This is a genomic window from Afipia sp. Root123D2, from assembly GCF_001425835.1.
Classification (GTDB): domain Bacteria; phylum Pseudomonadota; class Alphaproteobacteria; order Rhizobiales; family Xanthobacteraceae; genus Afipia.
Map to the genome: position 1 here is coordinate 748,156 of NZ_LMDP01000002.1, position 25,340 is coordinate 773,495.

Below are 25,340 nucleotides of genomic sequence, written 5' to 3' on the forward strand. Positions count from 1 at the left end.
GCCGCGCATGGCCTCAACACACGGCCTATGACTAGTGAAGCCTTCGCAGCGCATCACCCAGCAGTGAGACGATCTCGTCGATCTGGCTCGGCTCAATAATCAAAGGCGGCGACAGCGCAACGATGTCGCCCGTAATACGAATCAACAAGCCCTTCTCGAAACAGTCGACAAACAGATCATAGGCACGACTGCCGGGGTTGTCCGCCCTGGACGCGAGCTCGATACCCGCGACAAGGCCGATCGTCCGGATATCCTCGACATGCGGGAGTTCGCGCAGGCTGTGGATCGCGTCCTGCCAGTGCGACGCGATCTTCGACGCGCGCGTCACGAGCTGCTCCTCCTCAAAGATATCGAGAGTGGCTAGGCCGGCCGCGCACGCCACGGGATGTCCCGAATAAGTATAGCCATGAAAGAGCTCGATCTGACGGGAATCTCCCTGCATCAGACCGTCATGGACCTTGCGGCTCGCAAAAACAGCTCCCATCGGGATAGAGCCGTTGGTAAGGCCTTTGGCTGTCGTCATGAGATCGGGCAGAACTCCAAAGTAATCGGCGGCAAACGGCGCGCCCAAACGCCCGAAGCCGGTGATCACCTCGTCGAAAATCAAAAGTATTCCATGGCGCGTGCAGATATCCCGAAGCCTCTGCAGATAGCCCTCCGGCGGAAGCAGTACTCCCGTCGAGCCCGCAACGGGTTCGACTATCACAGCGGCAATCGTTTCAGCACCATGGAGCGCCACCAGCCGCTCGAGATCGTCCGCCAATTCCGCACCGTGCCTGGGCAACCCCTTAGTGAAGCGGTTCTTGTCGAGATCATGCGTATGCCGCAGGTGATCGACGGCCGGAAGCTGCGGGAAAACCCGCCGATTGCTGAGGATACCACCCACCGACAGGCCGCCGAAGCCGACGCCATGGTAGCCGCGCTCTCTTCCAATCAAGCGGGTTCGCGTACCTTGGCCAATGGCGCGCTGATAGGCAATCGCGATCTTCAAGGCGGTGTCGACCGATTCCGATCCTGACCCGGTAAAGAAGATTCGATCGAGCTTGCCCTCGGCGCTGCCCGGCGCCACGCGGGCCAACCGTGTCGCGAAGTCGAATGCGATCGGATGCCCAAGTTGGAAACTTGGCGCGTAATCCAGCGTGGACAGTTGCCGCTCGACGGCCTGTGCGATCTCGGTGCGACCATGACCCGCGTTGACGCACCATAACCCCGCAGTGCCGTCCAACACCTGGCGCCCATCATTGCCGGTGTAATGCATGCCCTTGGCAGAGATCAGCAACCGGGGGCCAGCCTTAAACTGCCGATTGGCCGTAAAGGGCATCCAGTAGCTTGCGAGATCGGGGTGGTTGGTTTGGTGCCGGATGTTCATGGGACTCTCCATTGAGAGCCGCCCGTCGCATGGAAATCACAGACCGAACAAGTCCTTTTCTTTCTTCACACAAACCATTGATATTACTGAGTGTGATTTTCTGTTTTGTCGTATATTGAACAATGAAACATCGCCGCAGGAGGGCTCGGTTTGGAAATCGATCTCGGAAACCGACTACGCTATGTCAGAATCCGTCATAAGCTCTCGCAACGCGCTTTAGCAAAACGCGCGGGTGTGACCAACTCGACGATTTCGCTGATCGAGTCCAATCACACAAATCCTTCCGTTGGAGCTCTGAAGCGCATCCTGGACGGCATTCCCATCGGGCTCGCGGAATTTTTTGCGATCGAGCCCACCATCTCTAAGAAGGTTTTTTATCAAGCAAAAGAACTCACCGAGATTGGCAGAGGTGCAATTTCCTTTCGCCAGGTCGGTGACAATCTTTTCGGGCGGTCTTTGCAGATCCTGTTCGAAACATACCAACCTGGAGCCGACACCGGTCAGATCTTACTGACACATAAAGGCGAAGAAGGAGGAATCGTGCTCTCTGGCCGGCTTGAAGTCACGGTCGGTGATGAGCGACATATCCTGGGCCCAGGCGACGCTTACTATTTCGAGAGTCATCGGCCACATCGATTTCGCTGCGTCGGACGCGCACCATGTGAAATCATCAGCGCGTGCACGCCTCCAACGTTCTGATCTTTCCTGCATTCAAGGCACTTTTTCACTGTTCACAAGCGCAATTGCCATAGCCTCGCGACGGGAAACGACTTCTCCGTTCTTTCCTGTTTCCGAACCATCCAGAAATGACTTGATGCTGGTTCCGATGGGTCTCTTTGGCCGTCCTTTCGGATTCCCGGATTGTCCCTTTTTGAATTGCGTATGTCTGGGCGGCTTCTTGTATCCGACGGCGCTCCCGGCCGATGACGAGAGGCAGTCATTTTCAGCCAGAGGATTGGGCTGAAAATCTGGAGACGATGCCATATGTGTCAAATCCCTGCGGCGGCTCGGCTCAGGGATGACACGTCTGAAATGCTGTCTCACTCATGATAAATCGCCGTATAAAGCATGATCGCAGAGACCTTGCGCATGCTGTCGTGGAAGCCGCACATGGTTCTGTTTGCTCAGACGGCAGACTCCTGCAATCGTGCCTCGCATACCTCGTCAAATGGCTCATCGAGCGGGGCCAGTACGGCAGTCCTTCCGGTATACTGTTCCCAGCGACGGATCGCGCCATCGACATACCTGGGATCAAGTTCGATCGTTCGCGCCTTCCGGCCCGTCTTTTCCGCCGCAATCACGTACGCAGGAGGCGGCGCGCATTGCGAGGGCCGCCGAAGCCTGCGCAAATGCCGGAAGCCTGGACGAAGCGATCACCATCTCGATGGAGATTGAACAGATCCTGTATGAGACGGGTCGTCTACAGGACGCCGCCTCGCTGCTCAATCGAATTTCGCCCCTCACGGTAGGGATGACGGACATGAGAGCCCAAATAGCCAAGCGGAACGAGGATAGTGACCGCCTTAAAACGGAGAACATGCTTTCGAAGGCACGATCAAATCCTCATCTCATCAAAAAATCAAAGACAGGCAATGAATCAAGTTGCAGGCGATCACGCGTCTGGGAGGAAATCGACCAAATTAAAAGCCAACCCCTCCAATGCTAGTGTGGCATTCGCCATGTCCATCGGTCAGGGTGGCTGATGTCCGAAGCATCCTTCGTTTATTGATAAGCGCAGCATCGATCATCTGCTGGGGTTGCGGCGTGGTGTTCCGCAACGACTCGTACACGCGCACCTTTCGCGCTCGTGCCTTCGCGGCGGCCTCCTCCGTCTGCCGATGCTTCTCTCGTCGTTCTTTCTTTCTCAAACAAGGCTACTACGCGACTCACCCATGGGTTTATCGAAATCCATGTAATCCTCTGAGGCCTTGTAATCCTCTGGAGGCCTTTTCTTATGGCTTTTGTTTGCAGGGTTACGCACGGGCAAGAGCCTATTTGACTACCAATACAACGAGGTCGGAGCGCTTGGCGCCGATATATCGACCGCCCCGCTTGAATGGTTGGATTTCTTGCATCGCAAAATGCTGATGCCAATTGTGTGAAGCCGTCAAGCTGATAGCCTATGCGCGGAGCAACTGGGGGACCGACATGCTGAGGATATTCACGATCGCCATTGTGCTTTTATCGAACGCTGCTTCGGCGGAGACCATCAACGTCAAGTATTACGGCACGCTCGACCTTAAGCCCTTTGTCTGCACGGACATAACCCGCAGCAGCTTTATCAACCGCACTTGCTACGACAAGGCACAACAGTTCATGGTGGTGCAGCTTCGCTCGACCTATTACCCGTACTGCGAAATGCCCGCTGGAACCTATCAGGCATTCCTCAACGCGCCCTCGATGGGCAAATACTACAACGCGAACATCAAGGGCTCCGGGCCTGACGGCCCGTATGATTGCCGCACGCACCGCAAGCCGACGTACTAGGGACAGAAGTCATAGGGGCTCTTTTTTGCCCCGACACCTGCCTTGAACCGGAACATCCATTTGTTGCCGCCGCCAATGTCGCGCGATTCAGAACCATTGGCGTGCAAATTCAGAGCCCCAGCGCCTCAAATCCGCTGGATTGTTTATCTGGGCGCTTGGCGGCCGGATATAAGGTACAGTCATAAGGGCGCCATCCAAAGCCGCCTATTCAACTTAGGCCGCGACTACAAGTGGAGGGCTTGCTCAAAGCAGGATGCTCAGTTGTGAAGTGCGAAATGTACCGCTTGCAGCCTAGAGCGACACCTCGCCAGCTAACCGACAAGTTTGACAATTTTGTAGACGCCGGAGAAGAAGAACCACGCCGATGCGCCGTACATTGCCATGAAGGTAAAAAAGCTCAGGTTTTGCCACCATTCGCGACTGAAGTAGTGAAAGAGCGTTCTCTCCGCCTTCTTATCGTCTGGGCCTGCGGCGACGATGTTGAACACGGTGTACGACATAACCTCTGAGATCGACAGGACGAGTCCGAGGGCAGCTACCGGCTGCTCGATCGTTTGGATCTTGAGTACGGAGACAGCCAAGCTCGAACAGTGCGACAATGATTCACTAGCAGGCTTGGCAGAGCCACGGTTCGATCAGAAGCTACATATTGCCCAACAGAAAGCACTAGACCCGAGCTACGATGTGCTGAGCGATCCGCTAATAGTGACTGACACAATCGACGCGATGATGATGGACTTAGCTGAAGAACAGGAGCGACTACGGAATAAGGGTCACGTTCAAAATGCGGAGCAGGCTAAGCCGCCGGAATAATAGCAATCGTAAAAGCTAGCTAGAAGCCCGTGGAAAGCGTTTCGCCTGACGCCCACTCCGGGCCGAGCTATTCAAATTAAACGAACACACGAACTGCGCTACGTCATGAGCGGCAACCCAAAAACTCGCCTCTCAGGGTCAGCTCAGCAGAACAGTTAGAACCGAGGTCCGGGCCTGTCCCTCCCTATTAGGAGATAGAAACTTCTCTAGGGGGCACTGCAAATACCGCTCAATGTTTCGACAGGTAATGTCGCGATTTGAATGGTGTTGTATCGTTCTGATAACTGAAGACAGTCCACCAAATTTGGTGTATCGGTCTGTCAAGTTATCAGGGGGATACAATACCAACTCATGTTTCTCTAGGTAATGATTAGAGAGCTGATGTAGCTACTATCTGCGCATAGCTTACTACCAGTTTATATATAGCTATCTGTACAACCATTATAGTTAGCTTACGGTCTAGCTTACGGCCTTATGACAAGCTCGTGCACTAAACTGACCTGAAGAAGGAAGACTGCAGTAACTGTAATGCAGTCGAGCATAGTTGCGACTGTTCCTGTTTGAGTTATCGATCATATCGATCTGTAAGAAACGCCGTGTACTTTTCCCTATAGGAAGCTAGTGTCGTACCGACTTTGCCGACAAACAATTCCTCCACACTATCCTTCAGCATCATGTTCCGTATGCGAAGCCCAAAGTCACCATCAGCTTTGATTGCAGTGACAAGCTCCGCGAACTGAGTTTCCATCGACGCTTCTGATGTACCTGGCTCGCAACTCCTACGAACAAATCGCTTAATTGCTACACCTGAGTTGAGAGTCCGCAATTCGGCTTGTAGAAAATCTTGTCCTGCCCGCGCCGCTACAGGCCAGTCGTCAGGCCGCCTGTCTCGTCCATACGCAAACGTTAGATAGTTCTGCAGCGACGCCAAGATTGATTGGCTTGCTTCATTTGTGCGTCCGGTTGCTAAAGCCCGTACTGTGTCCGGTAAAGTACCATGCTCTGCGAACTGCATTTCTGATCCAACATAGAATAGAATGAATGGCTGTACCCAATCAGGTTCAACGCGAATATCATTCCGTATGGTCGGACTCTCTGTATGTGAACGACCAGTGCGTTTAAAGATGACATAGGCAACCACACCAAGCAGCAACAGAAAAATGAGCGTTTCCATCGACAGCCTCCAAATTAAAATATGAAATCGCGTCACAGGCGCGCAAAGGCCCGCGAGCTTTCGAAGAGGGGATGATGCTGGCAACAAGGAAACGTCTCTACGCCCTTCCCTGCCCGCTCACGCCATGCTCAGTCGGTAGCGGAGCGGCTGTAATCGAGTTTCTCCAATGCATCACGAAGCTGAGCGATCTTAAATCCCGAACTAAAGTAATGCTGGTGCGTTACGCCCTGACGCTCATGTCCGACGAGTGTCTGCACCAATGTGAGCTCAACTCCAGTTTGCAGCAGTCGCGATACCACCGTATGCCGGAATACATGAAACGAAACGCCTTTGTCCTTAAGTCCAAGTTTGACGAGGAACTGATCATTGAACCATCGTCCAAGGCTCCGGCCCCATCCATTTTTCGGACAATACTGAAAGTCTTGGAATAATTTCTGCGCCCCACTCTCACGCAACGCCTGCACTTGATCTAGTAGACCATACTCGATCAAACGCGAATGAATTGGCACGAGACGGCGAGAGGCATCTGTTTTTAGGTTTTTAGTGTCGCCATCATCATTCAGATCGAAACACCAAACGCCATCTTGCTGACGGATGTCCGTAAGATGTATCTGCGCAATCTCATTTAGACGTGCGCCACTGTATAGAGCAATCAGTGGCCCCCACTTCTGATAATGCTTGCGAACTAGCCCTTTGGAGTTACGCACCAGCTCCTGCAAAATGATCTGCGCTTGGACCTCGGTGAACGCAGTACGTGTCGTTTTGGATTGCTGCTTCTTACCTAATCGAACAGTCAGTCCCTCAAACACGTTTTTGCTAACATAACTGTTACGCTTGGCCCAACCGAACATCGTGCCGTAGGTCTGTAGGTATTTGTTGATCGTCTGCACATTGATAGTCTGTACGTCTGCAACGTTCAGAGCATCTTGCAGGGAGAGACCACGGGTTCTTGGACTCTTCTTACGATTTTTCGGATAGCGAATAAGCGTGTCCTTGACTTTCTGAGCATCCGCAGCAGAGATCGTTGTCACGTCTGTATTTTCATCTAGCAGTTCGTTCAATAGCGATAGATGGTCCGCCTTCTCATATTGAGTCTTGAATACCCACTGACCGCCGAGGTTACTATCTTTCGTATAACGGTCGGCAAGCTCCCGTAGCGAGACATATGATTGTTGAGCAGCAACGTTCTGCATGCTGAACGCGGCATCTGTCTGATTTTCAAATTGGTAGGTATCGAGAGATCGGTCGTAATCGAGCACAGACGAACAATAGTCACGATAGGCTCGCTTCAATTCCGTGCCGAGAGTAGCATATGCGCTGGTGCCCGGCTGCAGATTCACTCCGTACATTTTCAAGAAACGAAGTGTCAGCTCTTCGTCATTTTCGCCTAGTTGCAACGACCCGTTGTTCTGTATGGAATCCTGAGCAAAAGCCAATCCGTTTTCTAGTACTGAGGTGTCCAAACTACAGAGGCGGCCATCCTTTCTGATCTGCGCCTTGCGCTCGGCCAGCAGCTGACTGAAATGTGCGTTGAGCAACCTTCTGACTTCCTCGTATGTCATTCCGCAATCAGTTCCGTAGGACACCAGTATTTGCCCGACGTTGCTCAGTATGAGCGACAAACGCAATGCTTCCTTTGGCTCTCGGGTACGTAGCGAAACCTTCAGCGTTGAAGGCCTAAGTTTAGGATGAAGCGCGAGGGGAAGCGGCCATCGAAAATAGAACACGCCGTGCCGCGAGCAAGCTAGATACGAGGGGATGAACACGATCAAATGCCTCACCAAAATGTCCCACCAGTGGGCATCCCGGAACTAAGGCTTTGATCTTTCGAGAAATGGTGGGCCCGGCAGGACTCGAACCTGCAACCAGACCGTTATGAGCGGTCGGCTCTAACCATTGAGCTACAGGCCCCGCCGTCGGTTGCGCGGCGGAAATGCTCTCACCCCATACAATGACCCGTTGCCCCGGGCAATCTATGCCGGACGATCCGGAACAATTTCCGTCTCGGGCGGTTCTCAAGAACCCATCTTGAGGAGAGACACGTGTTTCGCTGGGCCGTCATTTTACTGATTATTTCACTGATCGCGGGCGGCCTCGGCCTGACCAACATTTCGACATTCGCCAAACGGCTGTCGATGGTCCTGTTCGCGCTGTTTTTCCTCGGCTTCCTCGCGCTGCTCGGCTTCGCGTATCTGGTCGGGTCGGCAATCGACCATTCCGCGCTGATGCCGATGATTGTCAGCGTCTAGGCCTGCACCGCGCCATCGGCGGCGATCAGGTCTGCGGCGTCAGCACCATCCGGCGGCGCGCGCGCAGCAGCAGCGAGATGACGATCGTCAGGTTCACCGCGTTCCAGGCCAGCCCGTTGATGAACGCGGCCGCGTACGATCCGGTGCTGTCGAAAATCAATCCCGACACCCAGCCGCCGAACGACATGCCGATCACGGAGGCGAAGATCACAATGCCGACGCGGGTGCCCGCCTCGCGCGCCGGCATCGATTCGCGCACAATGATGGCGTAACTCGGAACGATCCCGCCCTGAAACAGGCCGAACATCGCGGAGATAATGTAGAGCGACGTCAGGCTGTCGAAAAACACATAGAACAACAGCGCCACGCCCTGCGCGAGCGAACCGACCAGCAGGGTCCGCAGCCCGCCGATCCGATCCGCCAGAAAGCCGGATCCGATCCGGCTGATGATCCCGAACGCCAGCATCAGCGACAGCATTTCGGCGCCGCGCGCCACGCCGTAACCGAGGTCGCCGCAATAGGCGACGATGTGCACCTGCGGCATCGCCATCGCCACGCAGCACCCGATCGATGCGATTCCAAGAAGAGCCGTGAGCGAGTTGGTGCTCAGGCGCAAATCGACCTGCGGCGGCGGTGCATTCTCGTGTGACCGGATTTTCTCATCGCCGATCTGCCAGCGCAGAATGGCGACGACGACCACCATGAGCAGCGAGCATCCGATGCCGATCACAATATGGGTCGTCCGCCAGCCGGCATAGGCCGTGCCCCGTTCGACAATGGTCGGCCAGAACGTGCCGGCGACGTAGTTTCCGCTGGCGGCGATGGTCACAGCGAGGCCGCGATATTTCTCGAACCAGTGCGATGCCTCGGCCATCAGCGGACCGAACGTCGCCGCCGCTCCGAGTCCGACCGCAAAATGCATCGCATTGAACTGCCACAGCGCAGTCGAATACCCCGCTCCGATATAGCCGACGGCAAGCGCGACGGTCCCGATCCCGATCGCCGGCACGATGCCGAACCGATCCGAAACCTTGCCCATCCCGACGCCTCCGGCGCCGAAGCCGAGCATGGCGCAGGTAAATGCCAGTGAGGCTGCCGCGCGTGTCGCGCCGAACTCGGCCTGGACGGCCGTAATAACAACGACCACCGACCACATCCCGACGCTGCCCAGCGATCCGATGATCAAGGCAGTGCCCAGCCGTGCCCATGCCGCGCGGGAATCGGGGTGAAAATGGGAGGGATGGGGTGCTGAATCGGCGGGTATCGTCACGGGACTCAACTTCGTCGGCTTGGACTGCGCGGTCAAGTCATTCTCCGAATGTGCGCTATGCGAGAATAATCCTCCTCTCCAGCCCGGAAAGCCGACCCCCGCTGTCCGGCATTAACCATTTGCTAACCATAAACTGGGCAAATTTTGCCGGGTGAAGTCGAGTGTCGTCGGTCGTGCAGAACGGGGGAGATCCCGTGGACGCAAGCGCGGTGAATCACTTCTCGGTCGGCGGCCCTTCGGCCGCCGCGAAAACGTTTGGCGCCCGGGAACGGCATGCGCGCGGGGAAGCGGCGACGATGGTGGATGTGACAGCGGGACAAGCCGGCGGGGCGCCGGTTTCGGGAATTCCGAGCTTCAGCGACATCAAGGGAATTCTCAAGCGCGGCGATCTCACGCTCGCATTCGGCGTCCTGACCATTCTCGTGGTCCTCATTCTGCCGTTGCCGGCGATGGTCCTCGACCTGTTTCTGGCGATCTCGATTACGCTGTCGATCCTGATCCTGATGACGGCTCTCTTTATTCAGGCTCCGCTCGAGTTCTCGGCCTTCCCGACCGTGCTGCTGATCTCGACCATGCTGCGGCTGTCGCTGAACCTGGCCTCGACCCGCCTGATCCTGTCGCACGGCCACGAGGGCTCCGCCGCCGCCGGCCACGTCATCGAGGCGTTCGGCAACTTCGTGATGGGTGGCAATTTCGTCATCGGCATCATCGTGTTCACGATCCTGGTGATCGTGAACTTCGTCGTCATCACCAAGGGTTCGGGCCGTATCGCGGAAGTCGCGGCGCGCTTCCACCTCGACTCCATGCCCGGCAAGCAGATGGCGATCGACGCCGATCTCGGCGCCGGACTGATCGACGAAAAGGCCGCCAAGGAACGCCGCAAGGCGCTGGAGGACGAAAGCGGATTTTTCGGCGCGATGGACGGTGCCTCGAAGTTCGTTCGCGGCGACGCCGTCGCCGGCCTGCTGGTCGTGTTCATCAATGTCATCGGCGGCATCATCATCGGCGTCGCGCAGCAGAGCATGAGCTTCGGCGACGCCGCACGCACCTACACCCTGCTTACCGTCGGCGACGGTCTGGTGACGCAGGTTCCGGCGCTGATCGTCTCGACCGCGGCCGGCCTGCTGGTATCGAAAGCCGGCGTCACCGGCGCGGCCGACAAGGCGATGATGAAGCAGTTCTCCGGCTATCCGCAGGCGCTCGGCATGTCGTCGGGCGTGATGCTGGTGCTGGCGATGCTGCCAGGCATTCCGATGCTGCCGTTCCTGCTGCTCGGCACCGGCGCCGGCGTTCTGGCATTGAGGGCGCGGAAACGGAACGGCGTGGCCAAGGCCGAGGAAGCCCAGATTGCGGCGGCGCCCGCTGAAGCTGCCGCCGCCGCGGCCGCGGCCGATGAACCGATCGCATCCGCGCTGAAGATCGACGATCTCAAGATCGAACTGGGCTACGCGCTGCTGCCGCTGGTCAACGGCCCGGACGGCACCGACCGTCTCACCGAGCAGATCAAGGCGCTGCGCCGTTCGCTCGCCATCGAGATGGGTTTCGTGATGCCGGCGGTGCGCATCCTCGACAACGTGCAACTCGAGGCGAACACCTACATTATCAAGATCAAGGAAGTCGACGCCGGGACCGGTCGCATCTGGGCCAACCAGTTCATGGTCATGGACCCTGCCGGCAATCAGGTGAGCGTGCCGGGCACCCACACCACCGAGCCGACGTTCGGACTTCCCGCAACCTGGGTGGAAGCCTCGCTCAAGGAAGAGGCCTCACTCAAAGGCTACACCGTCGTCGATTCCGCCACGGTGCTTTCAACCCACCTGACAGAACTCCTCAAGAGCAACATGTCGGAGCTGCTGTCCTACGGCGAGGTTCAGAAACTTCTCAAGGATCTGCCGAAGGAGCAAGGCGAGCTGGTCAAGGACATCGTGCCGAGCCAGATCACCGTGTCCGGCATCCAGCGCGTTCTGCAATTGCTGCTCGCCGAACGCATCTCGATCCGCGACCTGTCGACCATCCTCGAAGGCATCGCCGATGCATTGGCATTCTCGCGCAATCCGTCGACCCTGGTCGAACACGTCCGCGCCCGGCTGGCGCGCCAGATCTGCGCGCAGAATACGTCGATCAACGGCTACCTGCCGCTGATCGCGCTGTCGGCGAAATGGGAGCAGGCATTCGCGGAGTCGCTGGTCGGCACCGGCGAAGACCGCAGCCTCGCGATGCAGCCGTCGCGATTGTCGGAATTCATGACCGCGGTTCGCGACCGGTTCGAACAGGCCGCACGCGAAGGCGAAGCGCCGGTGCTGGTGACATCCGCCGCCATCCGGCCGTTCGTCCAGTCGCTGGTGGAACGGTTCCGCGCCCAGACCACGGTGCTGTCACAGGCGGAAATCCATCCGCGAGCCCGGCTGAAAACGGTCGGGAGCATCTGACCGCAAGTGATTTGCGGCGATTTCCGCACGGGTTTTTCCGTCACAGACAAGCATTTTCTGCCTCAGCGCCCGTCCGGCCGATTTTTGCGGCAGGTCTGATCACGAGCCAATCATTTGATATTGTTTGGTATTTTTATTGCCGATCACGCCAGGCTCGCGGCCGATCAAGACTTATCACTGCTTTGTGAACGCCCCTACGAAACAAAATCGATGTGTACTACGTTTGTTTCGTGAATTTGAACCGGGCAACCAGAGCAAGACACCAACGGTTCAGACACACAGAGCAAGGGCCGTGGGAGGCTGACATGAACCACTCGTTCTATAGCGCGGATCGTATGACCCACCTGAAGATCGTGGTGGTTGCGCTCGTCGCCGCTATTGGCGTGGCAGGTTTCAGCATCTCCGCCCATCTGACCAACGATGGTTTCACTCAGACCGCACGCGCGAGCGGGCCGGTCATCAAGGCCACCAAGACTGTTGTGATCACAAGCTCGGAGCAACAGGTCATTCGCTAGCAGAGCGATTACTCTTTCACGAATTCATGAGGTTCTTCCCCAGCCCCCCGAAGTCGCCTTATGAATATTAGACGGCCCCACAACCCCAAGTGGACTCTGTCGACAGAAAACGCCCGCCCCCCAACGGGCGTTTTTTGTTGTCCGGACGTTGAAGCAACCAAGAAGGATCAGCGCGCGGGTGCTGTCCCCGCGGGCACGCTTTCGATTAGCTTTCCGGCAAAGATCGGATTGGTCGTCGGCCTTCCCGATGGCGACCCGCCTTGCGGCTCGAGCGTCACGGCATAAGTCGCGTTGCTGATGGTCTCGGCGTCGTAGGACGACAGCGCCGGCCGGGATGTGAACTCGCTCCCGCCGATAACCCCGAGCGAACGCGGCCCCGGCAGCTTGTCGGAGACGAGCCACAACTCGAAGCTCTTGCCGGGCTCGGCGGCGGCGCCAACCTTGCGAACCGTGAAATTCCGGGTCGCGGTATCAACCGTCAGGATGAAGGCCGGCTCGGCCGCGCCCTGCTGAAGCACGGCGACAAGCTGCGCCGGTGTCGGCGGTGCCGGCGTGCGGACTTCGACAACCTGAACCTTCGGCTTGATGCGCAACGGCTCGGGAAGCAACTCCGGCCGGTAAGCCTGCAGCGCCACCACGCCGGCGAGCGACGCGGCAAGAGCCGTCATGACGACGCTGTACGCACTCATGCCAGGCTTGCGAACCGGCAATGGCGTGACGTTCGACGGCTGCGGCACAGCGACAGCTTCGCGGCCGCGATCGGCATCGGCCACACCTGTTTCCGCAGTATCACCTGCAGCATCGGCCACGCGTTCGCGCGCATCGGTCGCGGTCGTCGCAACGTCAGCGGACGACACGGTACCGCTCTCGGACGGCGCAGCCTCGGCAGATACCGGCGCATCCCGCACCGAGGCACCCAGTCCGGCGGCGAGCTTGATTTTATCCCAGACATGATCCGGCGGTTCGATCGGCCCGACCATCTGATGCAGCGGCGCCAGCTTCCGCTCCCACGCGTCGACCAATTCCTTGAAGCCGTTATCGACGATCATCATCGTTTCGACGAGCGCGCGCTCGTCGGCATCAAGCGTTCCGAGCGCGTATTCGGCGGCCAGAGCGATATGGTCTTCGCTATAGGTCATCACGCCAATCCCAGGCATTCCCGGATCTCAATCATACTTCGCCGCAGCCAGGTTTTCACCGTATTGAGCGGCGTATCGAATTTTTCTGCCAATTGCTCGCGGCTCCAGCCGTTGTAGTAGGCGAGCAGAACCAATTTTTGCCGCTGCTGATCGAGACGGCCGACACAATCCAGAACCCGTTTCAACTCCTCCGTCATCTCCCGGCGCGCAAGTGGATCCGGCATGTCGGAGGCGACCTCCATCGCCTTCGGCTCCTCCTCGATCGACGTCTCGCTGCGCTTGCGGACGATATCGATGGCCCGGTTCCTTGCGATCGAGACCATCCAGGTGATCGGAGACGCCATCGCCGGGTCAAACTGACCGGCGTTGTTCCAGATCTTGACGTAAGCCTCCTGGATCACATCCTCCGCGAGGTCCTGACGCCGCAAGATACGGAACACCACGCCAAAGAGTTTCGCTCGCGTGGCCTCGTAAAGGCGCTCAAATGCGGCCTCATCGCCCTTCGCAACCGAGGCAAGCAGCCAGACGAGTTCGGCCGGCGTCAACATGAAGCGTTCCTGCAACTCATAAAAAATTACCGTTCGCCGCATTCGCTCCCAACGGAGCCTGTTTGTTTTCTATCGCATCTTGTACCAAATCGGTCCAGCCGCCGACAAAAACACAAAGCCCGGGCCGTTAAGCCCGGGCTTTGACGTTTCAAATTGCCGCACCTTCACCAGGGCGAAGGCGACCGGGCCATTACGCCATCGCGCCGAGGCGCGCGCGCATCAATCCAATGCTGTCGAGATCGGCCTGTTCGCGGGCATTCTCTTCGGCCCGCTCCCGCGCCTGATCGCGCTCGTCGAGCAGTTCAACCTTCTTCAATTCCTCGAACGCTTCACCGAGCACCGCCTTGGCATCCTCGAGCTGGACGCGCAGTTCATCGGCCGAGCGGGTAAGATTTTCGCGACGCTGGATCGCAGCCTTGGCGTAAGTCGGATAAGCGAAATGCGATGGATCATCGATCCCGGCGCGCTCCTGCTCGGTCTGGATTTCACGCTCCAGATCGACCGACATCCGCTGAAAATCCGCGATCATGCCCTCGATCTGGGCAACCCTGCGGCGCTTTTCGTCGACCTGAAATTTCTTCAGGCGGATCAGCGTTTCACGTGACTTCATCGACTCTTACTCCCCAGAAGTCCCGAAATGGCAGCGGGACAGAACCGGCCTCCCGAAAACGAGCTCACCGGTCGAAAACTCACTGCCGGATCATGGCTCGACAAAGTTAGCGTTCCGTTTCCAAGGTTCGGACGATTTCTTCGAGCTGGCGGTACCCTGCCGCAAGGCCGGTCGCTTCATCCTTGGCCTGACGCAGAAAATCCTCCAGCGGCTCATGCAGGCGGATTGCCTCGTCGACCTCGGGGCTCGAACCGGCGCGGTAGGCGCCAAGCCGGATCAGTTCCTCCATGTCGGCATAAGTCGCCATCAACTGCCGCCCTCGGGTGATGACCGGCAGGAATGCCGGATCGGCCGATTTCGGCATGGTTCGGGAAACGGACCTGAGCACGTTGATGGCGGGGTAGCGGCCGCGCTCGGCGATCGAGCGCTGCATCACGATATGGCCGTCGAGAATGCCGCGCACCGCGTCGGCGACTGGTTCATTGTGATCGTCACCATCGACCAGCACCGTGAAGATGCCGGTGATCGTTCCTTCACCCAGCCCCGGCCCCGCACGTTCCAAGAGCTTCGGCAGTTCGGTGAAGACGGTCGGCGTATAGCCCTTGGCGGTGGGCGGTTCGCCAGCCGACAGCCCGATCTCGCGCTGAGCCATGGCAAAGCGCGTCACCGAGTCCATCATGCACATGACGTCCTTGTCTTCATCGCGAAAGTACTCGGCGATCGCGAGCGTCAGATAGGCCGCCTGCCGCCGCATCAAGGCGGGCTCGTCGGAGGTCGCGACCACCACCACCGAGCGCGCAAGCCCTTCCTCTCCGAGGTCGTCCTGCAAAAACTCCTGCACCTCGCGGCCGCGCTCTCCGATCAGACCGATCACCGAGACGTCGGCATCGACATTGCGCGCCAGCATCGACAGCAGCACCGATTTGCCGACACCGGAGCCGGCGAAGATGCCCATGCGCTGGCCGCGGCAGCAGGTGAGAAACGTATTGAGCGCGCGTACGCCGAGATCAAGCGGTTGCCCGACTCTCTTTCTGAAGTGGGCCGGCGGCGGAGAATTCCGGTAGGGCATCGGCGACGCGCCTTGCGTCAGAGGTCCCTTGCCGTCGATCGGCTCGCCCATCGCGTTGACGACGCGGCCGAGCCAGGACGCCGACGGCCGGACCTGGCCTGCGGCGTTGGCGATCACTGCGCGGCAGCCACGGCGAACGCCCTCCAGCCCGGCGAACGGCATGACCATGGCGTTGTCACCGGTGAAACCGACCACCTCACATGGAATGAAACGGTTGGTGCCGGTCTCGATCACGATGCGCGCACCGACCGACATGGCGTGGATCGGACCGGCGATCTCCACCATCAGGCCGCGCACGCCGACCACCCGGCCATAAATATTGACGCCGTCGATATCCTGGATCTGCTCGGCCAGCGCTTTCACTGAAAATTCGCTTTCACTAAAAAGCTGCCTTCATTGCGAAAACCTTAAGTTTCGGCGATTTGCCGCCGAACCCTTAACTCCGTGTTTACCCGCATCGTTAATCATTACGTCACTGTCTTTGGTGACTGAGAGCGCTCGACCTTCAGAAGGAAGGTGCGAGTCGCAGGAATCGGTTAGTTCCGACTCTTAATGTGGATACTGAACGGAAGTGGATACAAAAAGCTGCTTGGCTGCAACATCTTAAGGCGATTCGATAAAAATTGCACGAATAGAGCTTGCAGGCAGGAATCAGCATTTGTTAACCATATGTCGTCAGGATTCGAATCAGTTGTTCAAAGGCGTTTCCAGTGCCGCGGTTGTGCGGCCGACCTGACGCCCGGAGCGGCGACTATTAGGGGACTGGCATGCGCGTATTGCTGATTGAAGATGACAGCGCCACCGCGCAGTCGATCGAGCTGATGCTCAAATCCGAGAGCTTTAACGTCTACACGACGGATCTCGGGGAAGAAGGCGTCGATCTCGGCAAGCTGTATGATTACGACATCATTCTGCTCGACCTGAACCTGCCGGACATGTCCGGCTATGAAGTGCTGAAGTCGCTTCGGGTTTCCAAGGTCAAGACACCCATCCTGATCCTCTCCGGCCTCGCCGGCATCGAGGACAAGGTCAAGGGTCTCGGCGTCGGCGCCGACGACTACATGACCAAGCCCTTCCACAAGGACGAACTGGTCGCGCGCATCCATGCGATCGTCCGCCGTTCCAAGGGACACGCCCAGTCGGTCATCCAGACCGGCGATCTGGTCGTCAATCTCGACACCAAGACCGTCGAAGTCGGTGGCCAGCGCGTTCACCTGACGGGCAAGGAATACCAGATGCTGGAGCTGCTCTCGCTCCGCAAGGGCACCACCCTCACCAAGGAGATGTTCCTCAATCATCTCTATGGCGGCATGGACGAGCCTGAACTCAAGATCATCGACGTTTTCATCTGCAAGCTGCGCAAGAAGCTCGCCAATGCTTCCGAAGGGCGCAACTTCATCGAGACCGTCTGGGGCCGCGGCTACGTGCTGCGCGAACCAGTTGAGGACGAGATCCGCATTCCTGCTTGATCGCGTTGGAGCCTGTACGGCTCCCTCCTCCCGACTTGAGCCCCGCCGCAAATGGCGGGGTTTTTGTTTGTGGGGGGTGTGATTGCGCAAGGATGCGACGTCAGCGCACCAGCGAAGCCGCTGCCTTGACGCTGCCCATTCCCGGAACCAGCGACGGCGATGCGCGGGTGGCATTCGGGACGTACAGACCACGGCGATCCGGGCACGGACGATAGGCATCGGTCAGCCCGACCACCGTTTCGGCGGCGCCCAGCAGCAGATAGCCGCTTGCTTCATGAACCCGCAGAAGACGGTTGAAGATCGCGATCTTGGTCTCCTGATCGAAATAGATCAGAACGTTCCGGCAGAAAATGACATCGAACATCCCAAGGTGAGAAAAGTCATTGAGCAGGTTCAGCTGCCTGAACTGCACCATGGCGCGGACGTCCGGATTGACCTGCCACATATCGCCGATCTGCTTGAAATAGCGCACCAGCAGCTGAATCGGCAAACCGCGCTGCACCTCGAACTGGCTGTAGATTCCCGCTTTTGATTTCTCGAGAACCTCCTGCGACAGATCGGTGGCGACGATTTCGATCCGCCAGCCCGCGATCTCCGCGGACATCTCCTTGAGCATCATCGCCAGCGAATAAGGCTCCTGACCGGTCGAGGACGCGGCACACCAGATCCGCAGACTGCGCCGCGATGCGCGCTCGCGCAGCAGCTCCGGCATGATGGTGGTCTTGAAATGCTCGAACGGAATCTTGTCGCGGAAAAAGAACGTCTCGTTCGTGGTCATGGCCTCGACCACGTCGACGATCAGACTGTCAGGGCCGCTCTTCATTTTCTGAACGAGTTCGCCGATTCCGCCGATGCCCGCCTTGCGGGCAAGCGGCAGCAATCTGCTCTCGATCAGATATTGCTTGTCGTCCGACAGGACGAGGCCGGAGCGATCCTTCAGCAGCTTCCGCAGATAATCGTAATCGAAGGGCGTCACGAGCGATCTCCCGAAAACACGCGGGCAACCCGGGATGCGATCTGGTTCAGCGGCAGGATCGCGGCACAGATACCCGCGTGCGCCGCTGCCCCCGGCATCCCCCACACAACGCTGGTGGCTTCGTCCTGAGCGATGATGTTGCCGCCGGCGGCGACGATATCCTTGCCGGCCTGCATTCCGTCCGAGCCCATCCCGGTCAGCACCACAGCGAGGACACCGCCCTGCCAGACATCGACGGCCGACCGGAACAACGGGTCGACGGCGGGGCGGCAGAAGTTGATCTGCGGACCGGCATCCAGTGCGATGACGGGGCTCGTCCCGTGACGAACGACGCGCATGTGAAGCCCGCCGGGTGCGAGATAGATGCGCCCTGGCTTGACCGGCTCGCCATCGACGGCCTCGAGCGCCGGCCGCCCGCTGGCGCGCGCGAGATGTTCGGCCAGAATCGTCGTGAAGGTCGGCGGCATATGCTGGGTGATGAGCACGGGAACGCGGTCGATCACCGGACCGAGTTCAGCCACCAGGGTCATCAGCGCCTGGGGACCACCGGTCGACGAGCCGATGACAAGCACCTGCGGCATGATCGCGCTGAACGGCCGAACCGTGACCTTCTGCGGCGCCACGGCGGGCGCGGCGCGCGACACCGCCGTGCGTGCAGGCACGGGCGCGGGCGTCGTCGGCGCCAGCGAAGGACTGGCCACCGCAGCCGGCCGCCGCACACGGGCGCCGAGATGACGGATCTTGAGAACAAGATCGCGACGGAATTCGTCCGCACTGGCGAGCTTGCTTTCCGGCTTCGGAATGTAGTCGGAGGCGCCGAGCGCCAGCGCCCTGAAGCTGATCTCCGCGTTGCGGCGGGTCAGGGTCGAGGCCATGATGATGATGAGATTACGCTTCTTCTCGAGCAGCAACGGCAGCGCCGAAATGCCGTCCATATCGGGCATCTCGATATCGAGCACCATCACGTCGGGATCGACCCGCACAACCTGATTGATGGCATCGAGGCCGGTGCGCACCGAGGCGGCAACCGCCATATCCGGTTCGGATTCGATCCAGCGCGAAATCAGACCCCGGATGACGGCAGAGTCATCCACGACCATGACACGCAAAGGTTCGGTACTCGGCGAGATCGTATTCGGGGACGCGGCAACAACAACACTCATTACGCCTACCAACTCAACAGCCGCGAACCGCGCGAACCGAACAATACCGCGAGCGGCGGCGCTTCGAGCGCGACGCCGCCGACTTCAGATCAGCCCGACTTCGTGAAACTTCGCAGTCACGATTTCCTTGTCGAACGGCTTCATGATGTATTCGTTCGCACCGGCATGAAGGGCGCGCGCGATATGCGCGACGTCGTTCTCGGTGGTGCAGAACACGACCTTCGGCTTGTCGCCGCCCGGCATCATGCGCATGTTGCGCAGGAATTCGAGGCCGTCCATGACCGGCATGTTCCAGTCGAGCAGCACCGCGTCCGGCAACTCGCGTTTGCAGGCTTCCATCGCCTTTTCGCCGTCCTCGGCTTCGACGATGCTGAAATCGAGTCCTTCAAGGATCCGCCGCGCGACCTTACGGATCACGCTGGAGTCGTCCACAACCAGACATGTTTTCATTTTAGCCTCTGCTTTTCCTTGAGCGCTTCCGGATTGCTTTCGCCAGACCGGTTACGCCGCCATTGCATCCAATGGGATCTCGAGAATGCGATCCACGTCCAGCACGACCATCAACTGCCCATCAAGGCGATGAATGCCGCCGGCAACCTTTTCCATCCGCGGGTCGAGGTTGACGGGATTGAGTTCACGCCCGGTGTCCGGCAACTTCAGAACTTCGCCGATCTTGTCGATCAGTAGACCGTAGGATTCGCCGCGAAGATCGACGCCGATCGCCATCGGCGGCTTGCCATCCTCGTTTTTCGACAGACCGAGCCGCGCGCGCATATCGATCGCGGTGACGATGCGGCCGCGCAGATTGAGAACGCCCGCCACATGATCCGGCGCCAGGGGCACCCGCGTCAGCCGCTCCGGCATGAATACATCCTGCACACGGGAGATCGGCAGACCGAACAACTGGCCGCCGATCGTCGCGGTGACGTATTCGGTGGTCCCGGCGTCGGCATTTTCCACTTCGGAATTCATCGTCATATCCTTCATGCCGCCTGGTTCATTTGGGAGGTCTGCTCCTTGAGCGCAGCAATCAGTCCAGGCCGATCGAACTTCGCGACGTAATCGTGGAAGCCGACCTGGCGGCCGCGCTCGATCGCCGCCGGGGACACCAGCGACGACAGCGCGATGATCGGCATTGTGTTCATGCGCTGATCGGCGCGGATCGCCTCGGCGAATTCGAACCCGTTCATCTCCGGCATTTCGATGTCGGTCAGGATCACGTCGAACTGGCGGCCGGAGCGCAACACGCCGAGCCCTTCGTTCGCGCTGGTGGCGGTGGACACGCTGTAACCCGCCGCCTTCAGCACCGGCGCCAGCATGTTGCGGAAGAAAGCCGAATCGTCGACCAGCAGAACCGATTGCGACGCCGCCGACGAACTCATCTCCTTGCGGGTGAACCAGTCGGCAAACGCCATCGGCAGGAAATGGCCGACGTCGATGACCTCGGTCGCCTGCCCCTTGACGACGGCGGATCCGAGAATGCCCTCCTGATGGCTCGCGACTTCGATGTTGAGGTTTTCCTCGACGATATCGATGATCTCGTCGACCACGAGACCCATCGAACGGCCGTCGTCGACAAACACCAGGATCGGCTGCACGCCGGTATCGCGGATAGTCACGCCTTCGATCTGAACCAGCGGCATCAACTGTTCGCGGTACTGGACCATGTAGCGACCGTTGGAGAGTTCGATCTTGTCGACCGCGATCTCCTCGAGACGCGTGACCAGCGCCAGCGGCACCGCCTTCGGCCGTGACGAGCCGGCGCTGAAAACCAGCAGCGACGTCAGTTGATCGACGGAGCCGGCCCGCGCCGCTGCGTTGTCGTCAGCGATATCGGTGTGCGCCGCGATCGACGTTCCGATCGACTGGGCGATACCGTTCGGATCGATGATCATGATCACCGCGCCGTCACCCAGAATGGTATTGCCGGAGAACATTCCGATGTGGCGGAGCTTGGTGGACATCGGCTTGACGACGATTTCCTCGGTATGGAACACGCCATCGACCACGATGCCGAAGGTCTGGCTGCCGACCTGCATCACCACGATGAAGCCGTTCTCCGGATCGCTCGACGTGCCGTCGTCGATCTTGAGAAGCTTCTTCAAATGGAGCAGCGGCAGCAGCTTGTTGCGCAACCGCAGCACCGGCGTGTCCTTGATTCGCTCGATGCGATGTTCCGAGTTGGCGCGCGCGCGGACCAGTTCGACCACGGCGATCTGCGGAATCGCGAACCGCTCGCCGGCCGCTTCGACGATCAACGCGGAAACGATCGCAAGCGTCAGCGGAATCTTGATCGTGAAACTCGATCCTTCACCCGGCACCGATTTGACGTCGATGGTGCCGCCGATCTGATCGATATTGGTCCGCACCACATCCATGCCGACGCCGCGGCCGGACACGCTGGTGATCGCGGCAGCCGTGGAGAATCCCGGCGCGAAGATGAACTTGTGAATCTGCGCCTCGGTCATCTTCTCGAGGTCGGCCTCGGTCGCGAGTCCGTTCGAGATTGCCTTGGCCTTGATCCGGTCGGTGTTCAAACCGCGACCGTTGTCGGCGATGCAGATGATGATGTGGCCGCCTTCATGATAGGCGGAGACGCGAATGGTGCCCTGCTCCGGTTTGCCCGCGGCAAGCCGTTCGGCACCGGACTCCAGGCCGTGGTCGGCGGAGTTGCGCACCATATGGGTGAGCGGATCCTTGATCAGGTCGAGCACCTGGCGGTCGAGTTCGGTGTCGGCGCCGTGCATTTCGAGTTCGATCTGCTTGCCGAGTTCGCTCGACAGGTCGCGCACGATGCGCGGCAACTTCTGCCAGGCATTGCCGATCGGCTGCATCCGCGTCTTCATGACGCCTTCCTGCAGCTCGGCGGTCACGTTCGACAGCCGCTGCAGCGGCACCTTGAATTCGGTATCCTCGTTGCGGCGGCTGATCTCGAGAAGCTGGTTTCGGGTCAGCACCAGTTCCGACACCATCGTCATCAGGTGCTCGAGGGTATCGACATTGACGCGGATCGACTGGGTCGTGACCTTGTCGGCGTCGCCTGCGTCCATCTCGATCGCCGTCTTGCGCGCGGCCGGCTTCTTCGCGGGCTTTGGCGGTTCTTCCTTTGCGGCGACCGGCGCCAGCGGCGGCGCGGCAATCTCGATTGCGGTTTCCCGGAACGCGCGCTCCAGTTCGTCCAGCGACACTTCACCCGGGCGCAGTTCGCGCTCCAGAGCTTGCGGAACCAGTGTCCCTTCCGTCGCGGCTGCCTTGGCCGGCGCCGGGGTTTTCATCCCTGCCTCGACCAGTTGTTCGAGCGCGCCGATCAGATCCGGATCGGATCCTTCCGGCTCTGCTTCGGTGGCTTCGAGTTGGGCAAGGATATCCTTGATCCTGTCGATGGTGGTCAGGATCAGCGAAACGGCTTCACCCGTGACCGGCATGCCGTCACGGAATTTACCCATCAGCGTCTCAGCGGCGTGAGCCAGTGCTTCCAGCCGGGGCAGACCGAGAAACCCGCAGGTCCCCTTGATCGTGTGAACGAGGCGGAAAATGTTATCCAGAATTTTCGCGTTATTCGGATCCTGTTCGAAGCGCACCAATTGATTGTCGACGGTGTCGAGACTCTCATTGGTCTCCGTCAGGAATTCTCGCAACAGATCGTCCATGAACCCAGCCTTCTGCCAAGAACGTGCAGCGCACGCTTTTCGGAATCAGGCCAGTCTCGGCGCAAAGCGTTTAATATTGGTTGAGTAATTCCAAAAGAAGGCTCTGAACAAAGGGATAATGGGCTTCCGCAAAGCCCGGAACGACCCGTTAAGAAACGATGAAGGCGTTCAGGATGCGGTAATAGTCACTGCGCCAGGTTCTGACGCCACCGCGACCGACAGCCCGCAGGCCTGCGCCAGCAGCGCCGTGTAATGCGGCTGCACGGCGTGAGCCGTGACCGAGGCGGCATTCTCGACGCTGAGCTGTTCGACGAGATGCTGCGGCTCGCGCGCATACTGGCCGGCGGCGCGAACGCGGAAGCCCATCGTGTCACCCTCGCCGACCGGATCGGCAATCAGCTCGCCGCCGCGCGGGATCGACTGCTGCGCGATCACCAGCATGTTCAGCAGCAGCTTGACCCGGTTCTTCGCCATCAGCATGTGCGGCATATTCCACGTCAATGCGGTCCGGTCGTCCTGAAGATGGCCGCGGGCAACCTTCTGTGCCTCACCCAAGTCGATCTGGGTACCGGCCGAACCCGCAGCCCCGTAGGCGATCCGGCAAAACTGCAGCCGGGCGGAGGTGCTGCTCGCGCTTTTGCGGATCAGGTCGAGGGCGAATTCGCGGTCTTCCGCCTTGTTGCTGCTGTCCATCACCTCGAGACCATTGACGATCGCGCCCACCGGATTGATGAGATCGTGACAGACCCGCGAGCACAGCAGCGCGGCGAGATCGAGAGCGTCGAGAGCTGAACCGGACGTGCCAGACATACGATTTTCCTGTTATCAGTTCATGCCATCATGAGGACGGGGAGGATGACCGGAAAGGTCCGCGACATCGACGCCGCGAATCATGGATGTGCTGTAGTTTGATACACTGCGAACGTAGCCGCTGCCACCGGAGCGGGACGTGAACCACAGCCGGTTGAGGAACAATGAGGCAGTCAGCACGAAGGAATTCCCCCCAAAATGTCATTGTCCCGATGGACATTTGGCGATGAATGAAGCCGCTGCACCAGCGATCGACGCGCAAGCGGCGCTGGCACTGATCGAACCCCTCACCGACCTCGCAATTCAGGCGGGGACAGCAATTCTCGCCGTCAACCGGCGCGCCATGTCGGTCGAGGGCAAGACCGACGGCTCGCCGGTCACCGAAGCCGACCTGGCCGCTGATCGCATCATCGCCGCGGGTCTGGAGAAACTGGCACCGGAGATTCCGACCCTTTCCGAAGAGCGGACGCATCTCGCGGCGCGGCCCTATACCGGCAGCTTCTTCCTGATCGATCCGCTCGACGGAACACGGGAGTTCGTCGCCGGCCGGAACGAATTCACCGTGAATATTGCGCTGGTGACCAACGGCACGCCTGTGCTCGGCATTGTCGGCGCCCCGGCGCTCGGCGCCGTCTGGCGCGGAGTGGTCGGTCACGGCGCGGAGCGATTGCTGGTCACGCGCGATATCCACGCGCGGTCGGCGCGGGCGATCCACACCCGCACTCACCCCGGCCCCGGAGCGCCCTGGATCGTCGCGGTCAGCCGGTCGCACCGCGACGAGCGGACCGAGGCCTTCATTGCCGAACGGCCGGGCGCGATCCGGCAGATCCTCGGCTCGGCCATCAAGTTCTGCCGCATCGCCGAGGGCGGAGCCGATATTTACCCGCGGCTGTCTCCGACCTCGGAATGGGATGTCGCGGCGGGGCATGCGGTGGTCTGCGCCGCCGGCGGCAAGATCACCGACAGCAAGGGCGCGCCACTGCGCTTCGGCGAGGCCCATGAGGGCTTTCTGGTCCCCGAATTCATCGCCTGGGGCGATCCGGCAGCGGCCGGTCAGTAGTCGGAGAGCGTGGCACGGAGCTCGGGCCAGTTGGCCGCAGCCTCATCCTTGAAGTGCGACGGGTTGGCCGCGAAGGCGTCACGATGCTCCTCCCGGCTGAACAGATAGAGCCGGTCGCCGGAAATCAGCCAGACATTGAACCGGCCGGCAACGATCCGGCCTTCCGCCGCATCGACCGGATCGTAGCCGCCAAATCGCGGGGCGTAGACGTCGGGATGCGCCAGAAAAAAGGTGCGATTGCCTTCGTTGCAGAACCGCCAGATCGCGCCCGCTTCCGAGGTCTCCACGCCCGGCTTTCCCAGGACCGGCTTACCATCGGTGAAATAGGCCACCGGATCATGACCGCCGATCGCAAGTCCGGTATGGCGGTCGATCACCACCCGCTCGGTGGCCGCGGCGAATGCCTGCCCGGCCGACCCCGGCCAGACCGCCATGGTTGCTGGAATCGCGGCCGCCAGGGCGGCTATTCTGAGGCGATACCCTTGGTTTTTTTGCCGCCGTGCCGTCATAGTTGATGCCGATAAACATTTGAGTCGGGGA

At 59.4% G+C, this 25,340-nt stretch carries 24 protein-coding genes, 1 tRNA gene and 1 pseudogene; 7 read left to right on the forward strand and 19 right to left on the reverse strand.

The window, feature by feature from the left end; translation table 11 throughout:
* Positions 1-31: 31 nt before the first annotated feature.
* Entirely contained in the window at positions 32-1,369 is a 1,338-nt protein-coding gene (aptA, locus tag ASC80_RS12655) for an omega-aminotransferase AptA (RefSeq protein WP_056297480.1), read from the reverse strand.
* A gap of 150 nt (positions 1,370-1,519) precedes the next feature.
* On the opposite strand from aptA, the gene ASC80_RS12660 reads away from it, so the two are divergent.
* Entirely contained in the window at positions 1,520-2,068 is a 549-nt protein-coding gene (locus tag ASC80_RS12660) for a cupin domain-containing protein (RefSeq protein ID WP_056297482.1), read from the forward strand.
* Positions 2,069-2,080: 12 nt separating this feature from the next.
* On the opposite strand, the gene ASC80_RS24565 is transcribed toward ASC80_RS12660, so the two are convergent.
* On the reverse strand, positions 2,081-2,353 hold the full coding sequence (locus tag ASC80_RS24565; protein WP_082512564.1) for a DUF5681 domain-containing protein: 273 nt from the start codon (positions 2,351-2,353) through the stop codon (positions 2,081-2,083).
* A 1,164-nt stretch (positions 2,354-3,517) separates the two neighbouring features.
* Here ASC80_RS24565 and ASC80_RS12670 point away from each other — a divergent pair.
* Positions 3,518-3,856, forward strand: a complete 339-nt coding sequence (locus tag ASC80_RS12670) for a KTSC domain-containing protein (RefSeq protein WP_056298874.1) — start codon at positions 3,518-3,520, stop codon at positions 3,854-3,856.
* A gap of 311 nt (positions 3,857-4,167) precedes the next feature.
* Here ASC80_RS12670 and ASC80_RS12675 read toward each other — a convergent pair whose 3' ends face one another.
* From ASC80_RS12675 to ASC80_RS12695, 5 genes and pseudogenes are all read right to left on the reverse strand, one after another.
* Positions 4,168-4,356, reverse strand: coding sequence for a hypothetical protein (locus ASC80_RS12675; RefSeq protein WP_156464382.1), 189 nt, complete (start codon positions 4,354-4,356; stop codon positions 4,168-4,170).
* Positions 4,357-5,234: 878 nt separating this feature from the next.
* Positions 5,235-5,843: a hypothetical protein gene (locus tag ASC80_RS23750; protein WP_156464383.1), complete on the reverse strand. Its 609-nt coding sequence runs from the start codon at positions 5,841-5,843 to the stop codon at positions 5,235-5,237.
* A gap of 128 nt (positions 5,844-5,971) precedes the next feature.
* Positions 5,972-7,405: a site-specific integrase gene (locus ASC80_RS12690; RefSeq protein ID WP_056297499.1), complete on the reverse strand. Its 1,434-nt coding sequence runs from the start codon at positions 7,403-7,405 to the stop codon at positions 5,972-5,974.
* 54 nt (positions 7,406-7,459) lie between these two features.
* Positions 7,460-7,624, reverse strand: a pseudogene (locus ASC80_RS24780) (DUF6538 domain-containing protein); the annotation flags it as partial.
* Positions 7,625-7,678: 54 nt separating this feature from the next.
* Positions 7,679-7,754, reverse strand: a tRNA-Ile gene (locus tag ASC80_RS12695).
* Between the two features lie 131 nt (positions 7,755-7,885).
* On the opposite strand from ASC80_RS12695, the gene ASC80_RS12700 reads away from it, so the two are divergent.
* On the forward strand, positions 7,886-8,092 hold the full coding sequence (locus tag ASC80_RS12700; protein WP_056297502.1) for a DUF1328 family protein: 207 nt from the start codon (positions 7,886-7,888) through the stop codon (positions 8,090-8,092).
* Positions 8,093-8,117: 25 nt separating this feature from the next.
* On the opposite strand, the gene ASC80_RS12705 is transcribed toward ASC80_RS12700, so the two are convergent.
* Complete coding sequence (locus tag ASC80_RS12705) at positions 8,118-9,362, reverse strand: MFS transporter (RefSeq protein ID WP_156464415.1); 1,245 nt, start codon at positions 9,360-9,362, stop codon at positions 8,118-8,120.
* A 296-nt stretch (positions 9,363-9,658) separates the two neighbouring features.
* Between ASC80_RS12705 and flhA the strand changes: the two genes are divergently transcribed.
* Both flhA and ASC80_RS12715 read left to right on the forward strand, forming a co-directional pair.
* The gene (gene flhA, locus ASC80_RS12710; protein ID WP_056298878.1) at positions 9,659-11,791 is read left to right on the forward strand and encodes a flagellar biosynthesis protein FlhA; all 2,133 of its coding nucleotides are present in this window, start codon (positions 9,659-9,661) and stop codon (positions 11,789-11,791) included.
* A 305-nt stretch (positions 11,792-12,096) separates the two neighbouring features.
* On the forward strand, positions 12,097-12,306 hold the full coding sequence (locus ASC80_RS12715; protein WP_056297504.1) for a hypothetical protein: 210 nt from the start codon (positions 12,097-12,099) through the stop codon (positions 12,304-12,306).
* 167 nt (positions 12,307-12,473) lie between these two features.
* Here the strand turns inward: ASC80_RS12715 and ASC80_RS12720 are convergent, their stop codons facing one another.
* The 4 genes from ASC80_RS12720 to fliI all read right to left on the reverse strand — a co-directional run bounded on the left by ASC80_RS12720 (position 12,474) and on the right by fliI (position 16,035).
* On the reverse strand, positions 12,474-13,445 hold the full coding sequence (locus ASC80_RS12720) for an anti-sigma factor (protein WP_056297507.1): 972 nt from the start codon (positions 13,443-13,445) through the stop codon (positions 12,474-12,476).
* Complete coding sequence (locus ASC80_RS12725; RefSeq protein ID WP_056298880.1) at positions 13,445-13,993, reverse strand: sigma-70 family RNA polymerase sigma factor; 549 nt, start codon at positions 13,991-13,993, stop codon at positions 13,445-13,447. Before ASC80_RS12725 ends, ASC80_RS12720 begins: the two co-directional genes overlap by 1 nt.
* Before the next feature lie 190 nt (positions 13,994-14,183).
* Positions 14,184-14,603, reverse strand: a complete 420-nt coding sequence (fliJ, locus tag ASC80_RS12730) for a flagellar export protein FliJ (RefSeq protein ID WP_056297509.1) — start codon at positions 14,601-14,603, stop codon at positions 14,184-14,186.
* A gap of 106 nt (positions 14,604-14,709) precedes the next feature.
* Positions 14,710-16,035 carry a flagellar protein export ATPase FliI gene (gene fliI / locus ASC80_RS12735; protein ID WP_056297511.1) on the reverse strand — a complete coding sequence of 442 codons (1,326 nt, stop codon included), beginning with the start codon at positions 16,033-16,035 and terminating at the stop codon, positions 14,710-14,712.
* Positions 16,036-16,439: 404 nt separating this feature from the next.
* On the opposite strand from fliI, the gene ctrA reads away from it, so the two are divergent.
* Complete coding sequence (gene ctrA, locus ASC80_RS12740; RefSeq protein ID WP_056297513.1) at positions 16,440-17,141, forward strand: response regulator transcription factor CtrA; 702 nt, start codon at positions 16,440-16,442, stop codon at positions 17,139-17,141.
* Between the two features lie 100 nt (positions 17,142-17,241).
* Here the strand turns inward: ctrA and ASC80_RS12745 are convergent, their stop codons facing one another.
* From ASC80_RS12745 to chpT, 6 genes are all read right to left on the reverse strand, one after another.
* Entirely contained in the window at positions 17,242-18,117 is an 876-nt protein-coding gene (locus tag ASC80_RS12745; protein WP_056297515.1) for a CheR family methyltransferase, read from the reverse strand.
* Complete coding sequence (locus ASC80_RS12750) at positions 18,114-19,280, reverse strand: protein-glutamate methylesterase/protein-glutamine glutaminase (RefSeq protein WP_056297518.1); 1,167 nt, start codon at positions 19,278-19,280, stop codon at positions 18,114-18,116. Before ASC80_RS12750 ends, ASC80_RS12745 begins: the two co-directional genes overlap by 4 nt.
* Before the next feature lie 84 nt (positions 19,281-19,364).
* The gene (locus ASC80_RS12755) at positions 19,365-19,730 is read right to left on the reverse strand and encodes a response regulator (RefSeq protein ID WP_056297520.1); all 366 of its coding nucleotides are present in this window, start codon (positions 19,728-19,730) and stop codon (positions 19,365-19,367) included.
* Positions 19,731-19,781: 51 nt separating this feature from the next.
* Positions 19,782-20,252 (reverse strand): chemotaxis protein CheW, encoded by a 471-nt coding sequence (locus ASC80_RS12760; RefSeq protein ID WP_056298883.1) that lies wholly within the window; start codon positions 20,250-20,252, stop codon positions 19,782-19,784.
* 11 nt (positions 20,253-20,263) lie between these two features.
* Complete coding sequence (locus tag ASC80_RS12765; RefSeq protein ID WP_056297523.1) at positions 20,264-22,930, reverse strand: hybrid sensor histidine kinase/response regulator; 2,667 nt, start codon at positions 22,928-22,930, stop codon at positions 20,264-20,266.
* Between the two features lie 168 nt (positions 22,931-23,098).
* Positions 23,099-23,740 carry a histidine phosphotransferase ChpT gene (gene chpT, locus ASC80_RS12770; RefSeq protein ID WP_056297526.1) on the reverse strand — a complete coding sequence of 214 codons (642 nt, stop codon included), beginning with the start codon at positions 23,738-23,740 and terminating at the stop codon, positions 23,099-23,101.
* Between the two features lie 226 nt (positions 23,741-23,966).
* Here chpT and cysQ point away from each other — a divergent pair, with 226 nt between their 5' ends.
* The gene (cysQ, locus tag ASC80_RS12775; RefSeq protein ID WP_056297529.1) at positions 23,967-24,800 is read left to right on the forward strand and encodes a 3'(2'),5'-bisphosphate nucleotidase CysQ; all 834 of its coding nucleotides are present in this window, start codon (positions 23,967-23,969) and stop codon (positions 24,798-24,800) included.
* Here the strand turns inward: cysQ and ASC80_RS12780 are convergent.
* The gene (locus tag ASC80_RS12780; RefSeq protein WP_056297533.1) at positions 24,794-25,309 is read right to left on the reverse strand and encodes a YHS domain-containing (seleno)protein; all 516 of its coding nucleotides are present in this window, start codon (positions 25,307-25,309) and stop codon (positions 24,794-24,796) included. The two genes, cysQ and ASC80_RS12780, sit on opposite strands and share 7 nt — an antisense overlap.
* Positions 25,310-25,340: the final 31 nt, after the last annotated feature.

What these genes read in the sequence shown, in the direction of transcription:
- aptA (WP_056297480.1), bottom strand. Translation starts at nt 1,369, where the DNA reads ATGAACATCCGGCACCAAACCAACCACCCCGATCTCGCAAGCTACTGG.
- ASC80_RS24565 (WP_082512564.1), bottom strand. Translation starts at nt 2,353, where the DNA reads ATGGCATCGTCTCCAGATTTTCAGCCCAATCCTCTGGCTGAAAATGAC.
- ASC80_RS12670 (WP_056298874.1), top strand. Translation starts at nt 3,518, where the DNA reads ATGCTGAGGATATTCACGATCGCCATTGTGCTTTTATCGAACGCTGCT.
- ASC80_RS12675 (WP_156464382.1), bottom strand. Translation starts at nt 4,356, where the DNA reads ATGTCGTACACCGTGTTCAACATCGTCGCCGCAGGCCCAGACGATAAG.
- ASC80_RS23750 (WP_156464383.1), bottom strand. Translation starts at nt 5,843, where the DNA reads ATGGAAACGCTCATTTTTCTGTTGCTGCTTGGTGTGGTTGCCTATGTC.
- ASC80_RS12690 (WP_056297499.1), bottom strand. Translation starts at nt 7,405, where the DNA reads ATGACATACGAGGAAGTCAGAAGGTTGCTCAACGCACATTTCAGTCAG.
- flhA (WP_056298878.1), top strand. Translation starts at nt 9,659, where the DNA reads ATGGTGGATGTGACAGCGGGACAAGCCGGCGGGGCGCCGGTTTCGGGA.
- ASC80_RS12715 (WP_056297504.1), top strand. Translation starts at nt 12,097, where the DNA reads ATGAACCACTCGTTCTATAGCGCGGATCGTATGACCCACCTGAAGATC.
- ASC80_RS12720 (WP_056297507.1), bottom strand. Translation starts at nt 13,445, where the DNA reads ATGACCTATAGCGAAGACCATATCGCTCTGGCCGCCGAATACGCGCTC.
- ASC80_RS12725 (WP_056298880.1), bottom strand. Translation starts at nt 13,993, where the DNA reads ATGTTGACGCCGGCCGAACTCGTCTGGCTGCTTGCCTCGGTTGCGAAG.
- fliJ (WP_056297509.1), bottom strand. Translation starts at nt 14,603, where the DNA reads ATGAAGTCACGTGAAACGCTGATCCGCCTGAAGAAATTTCAGGTCGAC.
- ctrA (WP_056297513.1), top strand. Translation starts at nt 16,440, where the DNA reads ATGCGCGTATTGCTGATTGAAGATGACAGCGCCACCGCGCAGTCGATC.
- ASC80_RS12750 (WP_056297518.1), bottom strand. Translation starts at nt 19,280, where the DNA reads ATGAGTGTTGTTGTTGCCGCGTCCCCGAATACGATCTCGCCGAGTACC.
- ASC80_RS12755 (WP_056297520.1), bottom strand. Translation starts at nt 19,730, where the DNA reads ATGAAAACATGTCTGGTTGTGGACGACTCCAGCGTGATCCGTAAGGTC.
- ASC80_RS12760 (WP_056298883.1), bottom strand. Translation starts at nt 20,252, where the DNA reads ATGAATTCCGAAGTGGAAAATGCCGACGCCGGGACCACCGAATACGTC.
- ASC80_RS12765 (WP_056297523.1), bottom strand. Translation starts at nt 22,930, where the DNA reads ATGGACGATCTGTTGCGAGAATTCCTGACGGAGACCAATGAGAGTCTC.
- chpT (WP_056297526.1), bottom strand. Translation starts at nt 23,740, where the DNA reads ATGTCTGGCACGTCCGGTTCAGCTCTCGACGCTCTCGATCTCGCCGCG.
- cysQ (WP_056297529.1), top strand. Translation starts at nt 23,967, where the DNA reads ATGAATGAAGCCGCTGCACCAGCGATCGACGCGCAAGCGGCGCTGGCA.
- ASC80_RS12780 (WP_056297533.1), bottom strand. Translation starts at nt 25,309, where the DNA reads ATGACGGCACGGCGGCAAAAAAACCAAGGGTATCGCCTCAGAATAGCC.